Annotated in this window: 15 protein-coding genes; 7 read left to right on the forward strand and 8 right to left on the reverse strand. The window is 64.2% G+C overall.

The genetic code is table 11. The features are described 5' to 3' along the window. Positions 1–2: 2 nt before the first annotated feature. Positions 3–1,265, forward strand: a complete 1,263-nt coding sequence (locus CH293_RS00980; protein WP_094719092.1) for a primosomal protein — start codon at positions 3–5, stop codon at positions 1,263–1,265. Between the two features lie 22 nt (positions 1,266–1,287). Here the strand turns inward: CH293_RS00980 and CH293_RS00985 are convergent, their stop codons facing one another. From CH293_RS00985 to CH293_RS00995, 3 genes are all read right to left on the reverse strand, one after another. Then, entirely contained in the window at positions 1,288–2,412 is a 1,125-nt protein-coding gene (locus CH293_RS00985) for an adenosine deaminase (RefSeq protein ID WP_094719093.1), read from the reverse strand. A gap of 78 nt (positions 2,413–2,490) precedes the next feature. Next, positions 2,491–3,771 carry a thymidine phosphorylase gene (locus CH293_RS00990; protein ID WP_037111244.1) on the reverse strand — a complete coding sequence of 427 codons (1,281 nt, stop codon included), beginning with the start codon at positions 3,769–3,771 and terminating at the stop codon, positions 2,491–2,493. After that, positions 3,764–4,177, reverse strand: a complete 414-nt coding sequence (locus tag CH293_RS00995) for a cytidine deaminase (RefSeq protein ID WP_080733029.1) — start codon at positions 4,175–4,177, stop codon at positions 3,764–3,766. The genes CH293_RS00990 and CH293_RS00995 overlap by 8 nt, the downstream gene beginning before the upstream one ends. Before the next feature lie 268 nt (positions 4,178–4,445). On the opposite strand from CH293_RS00995, the gene sdhC reads away from it, so the two are divergent. The 4 genes from sdhC to CH293_RS01015 are packed head-to-tail and all read left to right on the forward strand — an operon-like array spanning position 4,446 to position 7,860. Further along, positions 4,446–4,856: a succinate dehydrogenase, cytochrome b556 subunit gene (sdhC, locus tag CH293_RS01000; RefSeq protein WP_094653291.1), complete on the forward strand. Its 411-nt coding sequence runs from the start codon at positions 4,446–4,448 to the stop codon at positions 4,854–4,856. Continuing rightward, the gene (locus CH293_RS01005; RefSeq protein ID WP_019666214.1) at positions 4,856–5,311 is read left to right on the forward strand and encodes a succinate dehydrogenase hydrophobic membrane anchor subunit; all 456 of its coding nucleotides are present in this window, start codon (positions 4,856–4,858) and stop codon (positions 5,309–5,311) included. Before sdhC ends, CH293_RS01005 begins: the two co-directional genes overlap by 1 nt. Positions 5,312–5,327: 16 nt before the next feature. Next, positions 5,328–7,079, forward strand: coding sequence for a succinate dehydrogenase flavoprotein subunit (sdhA, locus tag CH293_RS01010; protein WP_019666215.1), 1,752 nt, complete (start codon positions 5,328–5,330; stop codon positions 7,077–7,079). A 1-nt stretch (position 7,080) separates the two neighbouring features. Beyond that, positions 7,081–7,860, forward strand: a complete 780-nt coding sequence (locus CH293_RS01015; RefSeq protein WP_037111246.1) for a succinate dehydrogenase iron-sulfur subunit — start codon at positions 7,081–7,083, stop codon at positions 7,858–7,860. Positions 7,861–7,942: 82 nt separating this feature from the next. Here the strand turns inward: CH293_RS01015 and CH293_RS01020 are convergent, their stop codons facing one another. Together CH293_RS01020 and CH293_RS01025 are read right to left on the reverse strand one after the other, a co-directional pair. Next, positions 7,943–9,148 carry an acyl-CoA dehydrogenase family protein gene (locus CH293_RS01020; RefSeq protein ID WP_094719094.1) on the reverse strand — a complete coding sequence of 402 codons (1,206 nt, stop codon included), beginning with the start codon at positions 9,146–9,148 and terminating at the stop codon, positions 7,943–7,945. Beyond that, the gene (locus CH293_RS01025) at positions 9,145–10,335 is read right to left on the reverse strand and encodes a CaiB/BaiF CoA-transferase family protein (RefSeq protein ID WP_094719095.1); all 1,191 of its coding nucleotides are present in this window, start codon (positions 10,333–10,335) and stop codon (positions 9,145–9,147) included. The genes CH293_RS01020 and CH293_RS01025 overlap by 4 nt, the downstream gene beginning before the upstream one ends. A gap of 110 nt (positions 10,336–10,445) precedes the next feature. On the opposite strand from CH293_RS01025, the gene CH293_RS28050 reads away from it, so the two are divergent. After that, positions 10,446–11,177, forward strand: a complete 732-nt coding sequence (locus tag CH293_RS28050) for an IclR family transcriptional regulator (RefSeq protein WP_176459861.1) — start codon at positions 10,446–10,448, stop codon at positions 11,175–11,177. Here CH293_RS28050 and CH293_RS01035 read toward each other — a convergent pair. From CH293_RS01035 to CH293_RS01045, 3 genes are read right to left on the reverse strand one after another with little or no spacing between them, the layout of a single operon-like run. Continuing rightward, a complete protein-coding gene (locus tag CH293_RS01035) occupies positions 11,158–12,525 on the reverse strand; it encodes an MFS transporter (RefSeq protein ID WP_255122642.1) in 1,368 nt (455 codons plus the stop codon). The genes CH293_RS28050 and CH293_RS01035 overlap by 20 nt on opposite strands. 38 nt (positions 12,526–12,563) lie before the next feature. After that, the gene (locus CH293_RS01040) at positions 12,564–13,391 is read right to left on the reverse strand and encodes an aldo/keto reductase (protein ID WP_037111250.1); all 828 of its coding nucleotides are present in this window, start codon (positions 13,389–13,391) and stop codon (positions 12,564–12,566) included. A 22-nt stretch (positions 13,392–13,413) separates the two neighbouring features. Beyond that, complete coding sequence (locus tag CH293_RS01045; RefSeq protein ID WP_037111251.1) at positions 13,414–14,391, reverse strand: Gfo/Idh/MocA family oxidoreductase; 978 nt, start codon at positions 14,389–14,391, stop codon at positions 13,414–13,416. 60 nt (positions 14,392–14,451) lie between these two features. Here CH293_RS01045 and CH293_RS01050 point away from each other — a divergent pair, with 60 nt between their 5' ends. Next, the gene (locus CH293_RS01050) at positions 14,452–15,480 is read left to right on the forward strand and encodes a Gfo/Idh/MocA family protein (RefSeq protein ID WP_094719096.1); all 1,029 of its coding nucleotides are present in this window, start codon (positions 14,452–14,454) and stop codon (positions 15,478–15,480) included. Positions 15,481–15,491: the final 11 nt, after the last annotated feature.

Below are 15,491 nucleotides of genomic sequence, written 5' to 3' on the forward strand. Positions count from 1 at the left end.
CCATGGCTGGCGACATCATCCCGATCGAACTTGGTCTCACCCGCGGCGACTTCGTCACCCTGTGGGCTCCGGAGTGGCGAGAGGGCGACGACGAGTGGGAGGCGTTCCTCGGGCACGAGGAGGACCTCTACGGCTTCGAAGCCGTGGCTCACCTCGCCGCATTCATCCGGAACGACAACGACAACGACCTCGTCGACCATCCGTCGTGGACGGTCGTGTCCTCGCTTGCAGCGAACGAGCTCGAGCCCGACGATCTCCACCGATTCGATCTGGTCGGTGTGCCGGAGCTCGTCGCCGAGGAACCCGACTCCGACGTCCTAGCCGAGCTCACCGCCATCTTCGAGATGGTTCAGACCATCGGCGATGTCTGCGAGATCAACTCTGTCGCTTCGTTCTTCGCCGGCAACCCCCACCTGGGTTCGGTGGGCCTCGGCGTCGACGCCTACGTCGGCAAGGACGGCCAGAAGTTGTGGGACCGCATCGGTGCGTCCATCGCCAAGAGCTGGGACGACATCATCGACGCCATCGACTCGGTGGTCACCACACCCGACGTCGATGCCAAGGCCGTCGACGTCGCGGAGGCGGAACTACTGGCCGCCGCGGAGAACATCGTCGACGCCGACGATCTGAGCGAGGACGACACCGACGAGGACACCGAGGACGGCGAGAGCGACACCGAGGAGGACCCGGATCCCATTGCCGTGCACGCCGCCGAGGACGATTTCTGGGCAGGCGTCGGTATCGACCCGGTGCGCATCATCACCTCCGAGGACACTTACTACACCCTGCGGTGCTACATCGACGACGAGCCGATCTTCCTCGGGCGCACCGGGTCCATCACCGTGTTCGGGTCCGAGCGTTCGCTGGCCCGCTACCTCGCCGACGATCACGATCACGATCTCGCCAAGGTCAGCACGTTCGCCGACGTTCAGACGGCCGCGATCGACGGCTCACTGCAGATCGAGGTGACCGACGACAACGTCTACGTCCTCCCCGGTCTCGCCGACGACTTGGCCGAGGGTCCGGATTCGGTGGATACCGACCAGCTGGATCTGGCCGTCGAATTGTTCACCGACGCCGCGGACTTCGCCGACGACGATTCGGTGGAGGAAGCGCTCGCCAGTTCCACGCCTTTGGGTTGGTACGTGTCGTACACCCTCGAGCCGGATCCGAACAGGCTCGCGCCGAGTCCGCCGTTCGCCGTCGAAGCCGAGGCGTGGCGGGCGCTCGAACGCGACTTCGAGGCCCGCCTACGCAAGGAGTGATCTGTGCGTCCGGCGCGCTTGTTCAGCCGACGAGTACCGCGTATCCCGGTTTGACGACGTCGTCGATCAGCTCGAGTCGTTCGTCGAACGGGATGAACGCGGACTTCATGGCGTTGATGGTGAACCGCTCGAGGTCAGTCCAGCCGTATCCGAACGTGGTCACCAGCTTGTGCATCTCGCGTGACATGGTCGTGTCGCTCATCAACCGGTTGTCGGTGTTGACGGTGACGCGGAAACGCAGCCGGGCCAACAGATCGAACGGGTGCTTCTCGAGGCTGTCGACTGCACCCGTCTGAACGTTGGAGCTGGGGCACAGCTCCAGGGGCATCCGCTTGTCCCGCACGTACGCGGCGAGCAGACCGAGATTCGGGACGCCGTCGGAGGAGACGTCGATGTCGTCGATGATCCGCACTCCGTGCCCGAGGCGGTCCGTCCCGCAGAACGCAACGGCCTCCTGGATCGACGGCAGCCCGAAGGCCTCACCGGCGTGGATGGTGAAGTGCGCGTTGGCTGCTCGCATGTACTCGAACGCGTCGAGGTGACGGCTCGGAGGGAAGCCTGCTTCCGCACCGGCGATGTCGAACCCGACGACACCGCGATCGCGGAATCGCACCGCCAGCTCGGCGATCTCCCGAGACCGCGCGGCGTGGCGCATGGCCGTCAGCAGACAGCCGACCCGGATCCTCTTGCCGTTCACCCGTGCGGCCGACTCCCCGGCCCGGAATCCTTCGAGGACGTGCTCGACGACCTGGTCGAGCGAGAGCCCTCGATCCAGATGTTGTTCGGGGGCGAAGCGGACCTCGGCGTAGATCACACCGTCGTCGGCGAGATCTTCGGCGCATTCACGCGCAACCCGCGACAACCCCTCCGGTGTCTGCATGACCGCAACGGTGTGCGCGAAAGTTTCGAGGTACCGCTCGAGCGAACCGCTGTCGGCGGCAGTGCGAAACCACTCTCCGAGAGCCTGGCCGTCTGTCTCGGGCAGTCCGTCGTATCCGCATTCCCCGGCGAGTTCGAGGACGGTCTGCGGCCGCAGACCGCCGTCGAGATGGTCGTGCAGCAGTGCTTTCGGAGCGGTCTCGATGGCGGGTAGGTCGAGCGGCGACGACCCGCCGGTGGACTCTGTCGATCTGGTCGCGGTACTCATGTTCCGACGGTAGCGCGATCGTGGAGCGTTCGCGTGTCATCGGATCCGTGCGGCCCCCGATCCGCACCCACGGCTGCGCTACCCGCCCACTCGTTCCAAGACTATCGGCGACGGATCGAACGTGTCTCCGAACGACCACGCGTCGACGATCGCTGCCGTCGCGTACTCGAACTTCTCGGGAGTGTCGGTGTAGAGCGTGGCGATCTTCTGCCCAGCGGTGACGCGGTCTCCCGGCTTCGCGTGCAGACGCACTCCCGCACCCGCTTGCACCGGCTCGCCCTGCCGCTCCCGTCCCGCGCCGAGCCTCCAGGCGGCGATGCCCACACCCATCGCATCGAGGCCCGTGATCACACCGTCGGTCTCGGCGGTGATGTCGTGCGATTCGGCCGCGTCCGGAAGCGGAGCCGACGGATCTCCGCCCTGGGCGGAGATCATCGCCTTCCACCGGTCCATGGCCGTGCCGTCGGCCAACTTGTCCGCGGGGTCGACACCTTCGATTCCGGCTGCGGACAGCATCGTTCGGGCAAGCGTGACGGTCAGCTCGACGATGTCCGCCGGGCCGCCGCCGGCGAGGACTTCGAGTGATTCCTCGACTTCGAGCGCGTTGCCTGCTGTGAGTCCGAGCGGTGAATCCATGGCGGTCAGAAGTGCGATCGTGCGCACGCCAGCGTCGCTGCCGAGATCGACCATCGCCTCCGCCAGAGTCCGCGCGTCGGCGAGGTTCTTCATGAACGCCCCGGAGCCGACCTTGACGTCCAGGACGAGGGCGCCGGTTCCTTCGGCGATCTTCTTGCTCATGATCGAACTGGCGATCAACGGGATGGACTCGACGGTGCCGGTGACGTCCCGCAGCGCGTACAGCCTCTTGTCGGCCGGTGCGAGGTCCGCATTGGCAGCACAGACGACAGCACCGACCGCGGGATCGGCGAGTATGCGGTGTATGTCGTCACCGGTCAGGTCCGCACGCCACCCGGGGATCGACTCCAGCTTGTCGAGCGTGCCGCCGGTGTGACCGAGTCCTCGTCCGGACAGCTGGGGGACCGCGGCGCCGCAGGCGGCCACCAGCGGAGCAAGAGGCAGCGTGATCTTGTCACCCACGCCCCCTGTCGAGTGCTTGTCGACGGTGGGACGGGACAGCCCGCTGAAGTCCATCGTCGATCCCGACGCGATCATCGCCGACGTCCATCGGCTCAGTTCGCTGCGCGTCATACCGCGCCAGAAGATGGCCATGGCGAGCGCGGCCATCTGCTCGTCGGCGACGACGCCTCGAGTGAAGGCATCGATCACCCAATCGATCTGGTCGGCGGTGAGCTCGTGCCCGTCGCGCTTGGCGGAGATGACAGAAGTGGCGTCAGACATGGTTCCCCACTCTGCCCGATTCGAGGTCGTCCGGACCGAAGGCCGACGGCAGCAGGTCCCCCAACGGGGTCGGTCCGGCGGCGGTGTCGACGAGCAATCCGGTCCCGCCGAACTCGAACAGCAACTGCCTGCATCGGCCGCAGGGCATCAACTTCTGCCCGCGGCTGTCGCAACATGCGAAGGCGACCAAACGTCCGCCTCCGGTCGAATGAAGGTTGGACACGAGCCCGCACTCGGCGCAGAGCCCCAAACCATATGAGACATTTTCCACATTGCATCCAGTGACAATTCGCCCATCGTCCACTAACGCCGCGGCGCCGACCGGATAGTCGGAGTACGGCGCATAGGCTTGCCTCATAACCTCATGAGCTTTGTCTCGCAACGTCTTCCAGTCGATTTCAGGCATGTTCACAATCAAATCACGAGCGAGTCCCCCGTGCACCACGGACGACTGAACCGATACCGAAGAATTGGGAAGGCAAACCTAACAACGAAATGCAGGTCAGTACGAATCTCGAGTCGAATTAGTTCCAAGTTTCCAATGGGTTTAGAGTTCGAGGACGGCGGCATTCGATAACCGTTCGGAGCCGGAGTAAGACAAATCGAGCCAGGCATTCAAGCCCCGGCTACCAGGCTCGACGCGTCCACCAATGACGTTGGAGGCTTTGCACTCGATGAGTAGCACGACGGAAGTCGCTCCGGCCAAGGAGCGTAAGCGGTCTCTGTACCGCGGTGATCCGGGAATGTGGTCCTGGGTCCTGCACCGGATCACCGGTGTGTTGGTGTTCTTCTTCCTGTTCGTCCACGTTCTGGACACCGCAATGGTCCGGGTCAACCCCGAGACGTACGACGCGATCATCGACACCTACAAGACGCCGCTCGTCGGCCTCATGGAGATCGGTCTCGTCGCTGCAGTGCTGTACCACGCACTCAACGGCATCCGCGTCATGCTGGTCGACTTCTGGTCCAAGGGACCGAAGTACCAGAAGCTGATGCTGTGGATCATCGCCGCGGTGTGGATCGTGGTCATGATTCCGGGAGCGGGCCGAATCTTCTACAACATGTTCACAGCGAGCGGGCACTGATGGCAACGACACACGGATCCGAGGCCAAGTCCCTCGGCAAGACCTACGACCGACCGGCCAGCCTGGACAACCCGCGCTCGCCGCGCCGGAAGTCCCGCGGCAACTTCGAGCTGTACGCATGGCTGTTCATGCGCTTCTCCGGACTCGCGCTCGTCGTCCTCGTTCTGGGCCACATGTTCATCATGTTGATGCTCGACGAGGGAGTGCACCGCATCAACTTCGCGTTCGTCGCCGGACGCTGGTCGAGCCCCTTCTGGCAGTTCTGGGACCTGACGATGCTGTGGCTGGCTCAGCTGCACGGAGGCAACGGCCTGCGCACCATCATCGCGGACTACTCCCGCAAGGACTCGACCCGATTCTGGCTGACGACGCTGCTCGTGCTGTCGATGATCTTGATCATGGGCTTGGGCACCTACGTCATCTTCACCTTCGATCCGAACATTTCGGCGAGCTAAGGGAACTGAAGCATTCATGCAGGAACATCGTTATGACGTGCTCATCGTCGGCGCCGGTGGCGCAGGCATGCGAGCAGCCATCGAAGCCGGCCCCCGGGCCCGCACGGCGGTACTGACCAAGCTCTACCCGACGCGCTCGCACACCGGTGCCGCACAGGGTGGCATGTGTGCCGCACTCGCCAACGTCGAGGAAGACAACTGGGAGTGGCACACCTTCGACACCGTCAAGGGTGGCGATTACCTCGCCGACCAGGACGCCGTCGAGATCATGGCCAAGGAAGCAATCGACGCCGTTCTCGACCTCGAGAAGATGGGTCTGCCGTTCAACCGGACACCCGAGGGCAAGATCGACCAGCGTCGCTTCGGTGGCCACACCCGTGACCACGGCAAGGCCCCCGTCCGACGCGCGTGTTACGCCGCCGACCGCACCGGCCACATGATCCTTCAGACTCTGTACCAGAACTGCGTCAAGCACGACGTGGAGTTCTACAACGAGTTCTACGCACTCGATCTCTGCTTGACCGAGACCGACAACGGTCCGGTCGCGACCGGCATCATCGCCTACGAGTTGGCGACGGGCGAGCTGCACATCTTCCACGCGAAGTCCATCGTCTTCGCGACGGGCGGCTCGGGCCGGATGTACAAGACCACCTCCAACGCCCACACCCTCACCGGTGACGGCATGGGCATCGTCTTCCGCAAGGGACTTCCCCTGGAGGACATGGAGTTCCACCAGTTCCACCCGACAGGCCTCGCAGGTCTCGGCATCCTCATCTCCGAGGCGGTTCGAGGCGAGGGCGGCATCCTCCGCAACGAGTCGGGCGAGCGCTTCATGGAGCGCTACGCCCCCACCATCAAAGACCTCGCGCCTCGCGACATCGTCGCACGCTCGATGGTCCTCGAGGTCCTCGAAGGACGCGGTGGAGGTCCCAACAAGGACTACGTCTACATCGACGTCACGCACATCCCCGAGGAAGTTCTCGACGAGAAGCTCCCGGACATCATGGAGTTCTCGCGCACCTACCTCGGCGTGGACCCCGTGAAGGAGCCCGTGCCCGTCTACCCCACGTGCCACTACGTCATGGGCGGGATCCCCACCAAGATCAACGGTGAGGTGCTGCGGAACAACGACGACATCGTTCCCGGCCTCTACGCGGCAGGTGAATGCGCATGCGTGTCGGTGCACGGTGCAAACCGTCTCGGCACCAACTCGCTGCTCGACATCAACGTCTTCGGACGTCGCTCGGGCATCGCAGCGGCCAAGTACGCCAACTCGGTGGACTTCACTCCGCTCCCCGAGGAGCCGGCGAAGATGGTCGAGGAGTGGCTCGAACTCGTTCTGTCCGACCACGGCCACGAGCGCGTCGCGGACATCCGCACCGAGCTGCAGCAGTCGATGGACAACAACGCTTCGGTGTTCCGCACCGAGGAGCGCCTCGAGACCGCACTGAAGGACGTTCGCGCCCTCAAGGAGCGGTACAACCACATCACCGTGCAGGACAAGGGAACTCGCTACAACAGCGATCTCCTCGAGGCCGTCGAACTCGGCTTCCTGCTGGAAATGGCAGAGGTCACGGTCGTCGGAGCACTCAACCGGAAGGAATCGCGCGGCGGACACGCACGCGAGGACTACCCCAACCGCAACGACGACGAGTACATGAAGCACACCATGGCCTACAAAGAAGGCACTGGCCTGCTCACCGACATCCGTCTGGACTACAAGCCGGTAATCCAGACCCGTTACGAGCCGATGGAGCGGAAGTACTGATATGAGCGCCCCCACTCTCGACAAGCCAGATCAGGTCGCCGAGCCGCCCGTACCCAACGGCGCAGTGATGGTCACCCTCAAGATCGCCCGCTTCAACCCGGAGAACGGCGACGGACAGCACTGGGACAGCTTCCAGGTGCCGACGCTACCGACGGACCGTCTGCTCAACCTGCTGCTGTACGTGAAGGGCTACCTCGACGGCACCCTGACGTTCCGCCGCTCCTGCGCACACGGTGTCTGCGGTTCCGACGCCATGCGTATCAACGGTGTCAATCGTCTCGCCTGCAAGGTGCTGATGCGTGACATGCTGCCGAAGGACTCGTCCAAGTCGCTGACCATCACGATCGAGCCCATCAGGGGTCTGCCGGTCGAGAAGGACCTCATCGTCGACATGGAACCGTTCTTCGACGCCTTCCGCGCCGTCAAGCCGTTCCTCATCGCCAGTGGCAACGAGCCGACTCGTGAGCGCATCCAGAGCCAGGCCGACCGCGCCCGGTTCGACGACACGACCAAGTGCATCCTCTGCGCGTGCTGCACCACGTCGTGCCCCGTGTTCTGGAGCGACGGCAGCTACTTCGGTCCGGCCGCCATCGTGAACGCACACCGGTTCATCTTCGACAGCCGTGACGAAGGCGCCTCCGAGCGTCTGGACATCCTGAACGACGTCGAAGGCGTGTGGCGCTGCCGCACCACCTTCAACTGCACCGACGCATGCCCTCGTGGCATTCAGGTCACCAAGGCTATTCAGGAAGTCAAGCGCGCACTGTTGTTCGCCCGCTAGTCGGCTTGCTCGTCGCTTGGTCCCTACAGCATGAATGCGCCACTGCCCTGCAGTGGCGCATTCTCGCGTTCGGGGTGGGGCGTCAGACGAAGGCGCTGAAGCCCGTCACTCCCCTGCCGACGATGAGGTTGTTCATCTGGGATGTGCCCTCGTAGGAGTACAGAGCCTCGGCGTCGGCGAAGTATCGGATCACGTCGTGTTCGAGCAGGATTCCGTTACCGCCCATTATCTCTCGTGCCCAGCCGACCACCTCGCGGAGCCGCGTCGTGCAGTAGGTCTTGGACAGCGCCGCGTGTTCGTCGTAGTGAATTCCGGAGTCCTGAAGCTGTGACACCCGCAAGGCCATGCCCAGACACGCGGTGATGTTGCCCGCCATCCGCGCGATCAGATCCGAGATGAGCTGGAACGACGCGATCGGCTTACCGAACTGCTCGCGTTCCTGGGCGTAGGTGACCGCCCGTTCGAAGGCCCCGATCATGACGCCGACGGCTCCCCACGCGACGCCGCCGCGCGTCAGGCGCAGCACCTTGGACGTGTCCGCGAACGAGTTGGCGTTCTCGAGCTTGTTGGCCACCGGCACTCGGCAGTCCTCGAGGTACACGTCGGCGTTCTCGACGGCACGGAGCGAGTACTTACCCTCGATCTTTTCGGCACGGAAGCCGTCGAACTCCTTCTCGACGACGAAGCCCTTCACCTCACCGTCCGCCTCGTCCTTGGCGAACACGATGATCAGGTCTGCGAACGTCGCGTTCCCGATCCATCTCTTGCTGCCGTTCAGAATCCAGTGGTCGCCATCGAGGCGTGCTGTGGTCTCGAGTCCGCCCGACACGTCGGAACCACCGTGGGGCTCGGACAGTCCGAAGGCACCGATCTTCTCCATCCGACGCATGGCAGGCAGCCAGCGCTCACGCTGATCCTCGGAACCGAGAATGGAAATACTGCTCATCGCGAGACCGCTGTGCACGCTGAACATCGTCCCGGTCGACGGATCGACCCGGGAGAACTCCAAGCCGAGCCACCCGGTGAGCACTTTGCGCGCGGCGGTGCGTCCTTCGAATTCGTAGCCGAGCCCGGTGATCTCGAGTTCGGCGATCTTCGGCAGCAGATGCACCGGAGACTGAGCTTTCTCCCAGAACTCGTTGGCCCGTGGCGCTACCTCGGCGGCAAGGAATTCGCGTACCTTCAGCACGATCTTCGCTTCGTCGTCGGTCAGAATTCCCTGGTAGCCGAACAGATCGGCAGCAAGGTAATCGGGTTGTAGCGGCCCCAGCGGTTCGTGCTTACTCATGAAAGGGACTCCTTCGTCCTGTCGGTAGTCCTGACTGATACCCGATCCAGCTCACCGAACACCTCGTCGTTGTGCTCACCCAGGCTGGGCGCCGGGCGGCGAATCGACAGCGGCGTTCCGCTGAACCGCATCGGGATTCCCACCGCCCGGTAGCTGCCCTCGGTGGGATGCTCGGCGACGTCGAGGAGATGCCCGTCCTGCACGTACCGAGACTCCGTGGCGCTCTCCATGTCCAATACCGCGGCCATCGGAATGCTGTGCGCGGCGCACAGCCCCTCCCACTCGGCGGTGGTGCGCTCGGGTGCGATCTTCTCGATCGCCGCGTACAGCGCGCCCATGTCGTCGAGAACCGCCTGCCACGTCGAGAACCGGGGGTCGGAGTTCAAGTCGCCGTGGCCGGCGGCCTCGAAGAAGTCGTGCACGTTTGCCGGGCTGTAGGGCAGGATGCACGCCCACCCGTCCTTCGTCTGCACTGCACCGTGATCGGCGCTCATCGACCGGTAGAAACCGGTCGGCCCCACCGGAGGCTCGTACGTGTGACCACCGAGATGCTCGACGAGGTTGAACGCGAGCATGGTGTCGGTCATCGGCACCTCGATGTGTTGGCCTTCTCCGGTCGCCCGCTGGTGAATCACGGCCGCCAGCGTCGAGTAGACGATGGTCAGTGCGCAGACCTTGTCCGCAAGGATGGTCGGGACGTAATTGGCAGTTCCGGTGGCACGGCGCATCAGATCGGTCAGGCCGCTGGCCGCCTGGACGATCTCGTCGTAGGCAGCATGGTCAGCGAACTCGGAGTCGGATCGAAATCCCTGCGCGCTCGTGTAGACCAGGCGCGGATACCTATCCTTCAGCGAGTCGTAGTCGAATCCGAGCCGGCTCAACGCACCGGGCCGCATGTTGGTCACGAGCACGTCGGCGTCGGCCAACAATCGATGAAGGTCGTTCTTGCCGGCCTCGGTCTTGAGGTCGAGCACGACACTGCGTTTGTTGCGGTTGACGTTCAAAGCGAGGGCGCCCATACCGTCGTTTCTCCGTGGCACCGATCGCCGGGTGGAGTCCCCCGCCGGTGACTCGACCTTGACGACGTCGGCACCCAGGTCTCCGAGTATCTGGGCTGCGTACGGTCCCATGACGACGGTGGCGAGATCGATCACCCGAACGCCGTCGAGCGGTCCCTGTGTGTTCATGAGCTCCTCCTGTCATCGTCCCCGACCGATACATCAAACTTACCTACGCTAACTACTTTTACGCAATGAGGTGGTTGCCATACCTATATAGGTATATTTAGGGTTGGTGCATGGCCGAGGACAAACGCCGCCCACACCACCGCGCGGTCGACCGAATCGCAGCGCTGCTCGGGGCCGCCACCACCGAACCCCGTGGGCTGACGCTCACCGAACTGGCGCACTCGATCGACGCACCCTTGTCGTCAGTCCAGAAACTCGTGTACGGGCTGGTCGCATCCGGATTTCTGGACGAGCGCGAGGGAAGGTACACGATCGGGCCGCTGTCGGCCGTGCTGGAACGGCGTTCCGGCCGCACAGCAATTGCGGACTTCTCGCGAACTCGCCTCGAAGACCTACACGAACGCACGGGAGCAGCAGCCTTGCTCGTCGTGCGCATCGGCGACGATGCCGTCAACATCGAATCCGTCGGGCTCACCGACGCCGCAGCCTTCGTCGACACCACCCGCTGGCGTCACCCGTTGCCCTCCACCGCGGGCGGACGCGTACTGCTCGCCTACATGCCGACGCGGCCGCGTCGCGCATGGGCGGCCGAGAACCTCCGCGACGACCCGGAGCGAACCACGGCACTGCTGGACGAATTGGACGCCATTCGCGCCGACGGTGTCGCCGTCGGACCGAGCGGGTCACTGAGACCGGACTTGGAATCGGTCGCCGTTCCCCTCGTCCGTGACGGAGAGGTGGTCGCCGCCGTCGCCCTCACTCGGTCGCGAATCGGCGCCGGCACACCTCTGGACGAGGTGAAGAAGACGCTTCTGGCCTCGGTCACCGGGCCCGAGCGGTAACCGCTCTACCCGCATCCTTGGGCAACAGAACACCACCGACCACGATGACGACCATCAGGACACCCAGCAGCGCGAACGACAGTGAGAACGCATCGCCGGACGGCTTGCCGAGCCCGGTCACAATGGACGTCGAGACCGTCAGCGCAATAGCGCCGAGTGCGACGCCGAAGCCGGAGAACAACTCCTGCACAGTGGCGTTGAACGTATTCGCGTGTGTCAGCCGCTCGCTCGAGATGTCGGCGAACGCAAGCGAATTGTAGGCAGTGAATCCGATGGACCGGAGCGCCCCGCTGACGACGAGTATCGCTGCGACGGCAACAGGAGGAGTGTCGACACCCACCGAAGCGATCGCAGCGAAGCAGAGAACCGACAACGCACCGTCGGCCACGATCACGGTGCGAATACCGAAGCGCCGCATCAACGGAGTGGTCGTCGGTTTTACAGCGATGTTCCCCAGGAAGAGCGCGATCACCATCAGCCCCGACACGAGCGGTGACCATCCGAACCGCAGTTGGAACATGAGCGGTAGCAAGAACGGAACCGCGGTGATCAGCATGCGGTAGAACGAGCCGTACGTCGCGGTGTTGCGGAACGACTCCACTTTCAGCACCGTGAGGTCGAGCAACGGATGCTCGGTGCGCCGGAGATGCACGATGGCCACAGCCGTCGCCACGAGCGCAACGGCGAACCCGATTCCTACTCCGCCCCAGGGTGTTCCGTCCGCGCGAATACTGTCGAGAGAGATGATCAACGCGGCGATACCGACGGTCGTCAGCACCATGCCGCGCCAGTCGAGGGGCCGCGCTGCCGTCGCACTCGGGTCGCCGCGTACCACCTTCAGGCCGACTATCAACCCGACGATGCCGAGAGGGACATTGATCAAGAAGATCCACCGCCACGACAGGTACGTGACGATCGCACCCCCGAGCGCAGGCGCGAGCACGGGGGCAGTCAGAGCAGGCCACGTCAAATAGGCTATGGCCCGGACATATTCGGATTTGGTCGACGCACGCAGAACCGCGAGGCGCCCGACCGGCACCATCATCGCTCCGCCGACGCCTTGCAGCACCCGCATTCCGACGAGCACCGGCAATGACGGACTGAGTGCGCAGCCCACGGACGCGGCAGTGAAGATCACTATTGCAGTGAGGAACACACGCCGGACCCCGAACCGTTCCGCCATCCATCCGCTGACCGGGATGAGCACGGCCAGCGTCAGGATGTATGCGGAGATCGCGATCCCGACATCGACGGCGTCCACACCGAACGACGACGAGATCGCGGGCACAGCGGTCGCGATCACCGTCGCGTCGAGTATCTCCATGAAGTACGCGCCCGCCACGAGCAATGCGAGTCCACGCGGAAAGGCCGAGCCCGACGGGGCGTTCAGAACTCCTCGTACGTGTCGGGGTCCTGATCCCAGATCCGTCCACGCTCGAGGCCCGAGATCGCGTCGATCTCGTCATCGGTGAGTTCGAAGTCGAAGATGTCCAGGTTCTGCTTCTGTCGATCGGAATTGGACGACTTCGGCAGCGGTACCGCACCGAGCTGAACGTGCCAGCGGAGCACGACCTGCCCCGGCGAGACACCGAGCCGCTCGGCTGCTGTCGCGATCGGATCCGCGTTCAACAGCTCGGATCCGCGTCCGAGGGGGCTCCAACTCTCGGTGACGATGCCGTGTTCATCGTGGTAGGCGCGTAGATCGGCCTGGGGAAAGTAGGGGTGGAGTTCGATCTGATTGACCGACGGCACAACTCCGGTCTCCGCGGCGAGACGGTCGAGATGTTCGGTCGTGAAGTTGGAGACGCCGATCGACTTGACCAACCCTTCCTTCTGCAGATCGATCATCGCGCGCCAGGTATCGACGTACTTGTTCACTTTCGGCAACGGCCAATGAATCAACAACAGGTCGATGTAGTCGACGCCGAGATTCGCCAGAGACGTGCGCGCCGATTCCTTCGCCGCGTCGTACCCGTGCAGTCGACCAGGGATCTTGGTGGTGATCAGGATGTCACCGCGAGGCACGCTGGATGCCGCTACCGCCCGACCGACCCCGGGCTCGGTTTCGTAGCGGAGCGCGGTGTCGATCAACCGATACCCTGCGTCCAGAGCGGACGTGACCGTCGCGGCCATGTCCTCTCCGTCGGCTTTCACGGTGCCGAGTCCGACAGCGGGAAGGGCAGTTCCGTCGTTCAATCCGATGGTAGGTGACACGAAAACCTCCGAAGACACTAGATCAGTATTCGACGACAACCGTACGTCCGCCGTCGTTCATCGATTCCACCAGAGCGTCCGCGACGAGCCCCGCGCGGAGTCCGGCATCGGCGTCGGCAAGCGTCGACGGTCGGTTCTGCTCGATCGAATCGACCCATTCCTGCAGTTCGAGACGGTAAGCCTCGGCATAACGCGGTACCCAGTCGAGCGGGTACTCGATGGAGCGTTTCAGGTCGCGGTCGACGATGACGTGTGCCGGCACCGCGAACGACGCGACGCCCTCCTCGCCGACGATCTCGCAGCGGGTGTCGTAACCGTAGCGGGCGCCCACGAACAGTTCGACCGTCATCAGGACGTCGGATTCGGTGCGCAGCAACATGATCTGCGGATCCTGACGGATACCGGAATGCTTCGACGTCCGGCCTGCATGCCAGCTGACCTCCGTGATAGGGGAACCGAGCAACCACGGCATGATGTCGAGCTCGTGGATAGCCGAGTTGGTGATGGTGGCCGCCGAGTCGCCGGGACCGGCCACGACATTACGGCTGACGCAGTGCGCGACGAGGGTGTCGCCTATCCGCTCGGGTGCCGCGGCGCGCTTGAGTTCGTTGTACGCGGGGTCGAAACGGCGCATGAACCCGACGGTGATGAGGTTGCGGTCTCCCTGTGCGGCGATGATCTCGCGGCATTCGACGGCCGTCGGTGCGAGCGGCTTCTCGCACAGGACCGGCTTGCCTGCAGCGAGCGCAGCATGCACGAGCTCGGCATGGGTGGAGTCGTGCGACGCCACGACGATCGCGTCGACCGAGTCGTCGGCGATGAGCTCGAAGCCGTCGGCCACCACGTCTGCGGCCTTCAGCTCGGCTGCGACCGTCTTGGCCCGGTCTGTGTCGAAATCGGCGACCGCGGACACTTCCGCACCCGAGATCGATCCGTCGATCTTGCGAGCGTGATCGGCACCCATGACGCCGACTCCGATGATTCCAACACGTACAGTCATGTGTCGAGTATTACATCCTGATGTCCTGACAAACCACCCTTCGACAGAACAGGTGTGCCGATGACCGCGCTACCCGTCTCGACCGTGCCGAATCCGAACGAGGCACCGGTACTGCGTTGGGGCATCCTCGGCCCTGGCTGGATCGCCGACCGCTTCGCGGAATCGCTGGCGAAGAACTCGACTCAGCAGGTCGTGGCCGTAGCCTCCCGAAGCGGAGATCGCGCAGCCGAATTCGCCGGGCGCCACTCCCTGCCGACGTCCTACGGCAGCTACGGCGCGCTGCTTGCCGATCCGGACATCGACATCGTCTACATCGCGACGCCGCACACCGAACATCACACGAACGCGCTCGCGTCGATAGCTGCAGGCAAGCACGTGCTCGTCGAGAAGCCACTTGCCGTCGATGCATCTCGCGCTGCCGAGATCGGAGCAGCCGGCGCCGAAGCAGGCGTGTTCGTCGGGGAAGCCATGTGGACGAAGTTCCTGCCGAAGTTCGACGTCCTACGTCAGATCGTCGACAACGGCGTGCTCGGCCCGATCCGGACGGTCCTGGTGGACCACGGCGAGTACTTCACCACCGACCACCGCATCTACGACCCGGCACTCGCGGGCGGCCCGTTGCTGGACCTCGGCACCTACGACGCGTCGTTCGTCCACGCGGTCTTGGGCGTACCCGAGTCCGTCATCGCCGTCGGCCAGCCCGCGAACGACGAACTGAACGGTCAGGTCTCCGCCGTGCTCTCCCACACCGGCGGCAACCATTCGGTCATGAACACCACGATCCTGAGCAACACTCCGACGTCGGCGACGATCTGCGGCCGCGACGGAACACTGACGATCGAAGGCCCGTTCTTCATGCCGGGATCCTTCACCGTGACCCTCCGCAGCGGTGAGAAACTCGAGTACCGCGAGGACAAGGGCGTGCAGGTGGACGGTCTCCACTACGCGGCCGTCGACGCCGCCCGCGCGATCGGCGAGGGCCGCCTGGAATCGTCGGTGCACACGATCGAGGACGCAGTGCAGACATTGGCGATCATCGACGCGATTCGCCGGCAGCTCGGGATCACCGACGGCCCGTTCGCCCGGTAGCGATGTCCGCC

The sequence above is a fragment of the Rhodococcus sp. 14-2470-1b genome (assembly GCF_002259415.1).
GTDB lineage: Bacteria > Actinomycetota > Actinomycetes > Mycobacteriales > Mycobacteriaceae > Rhodococcoides.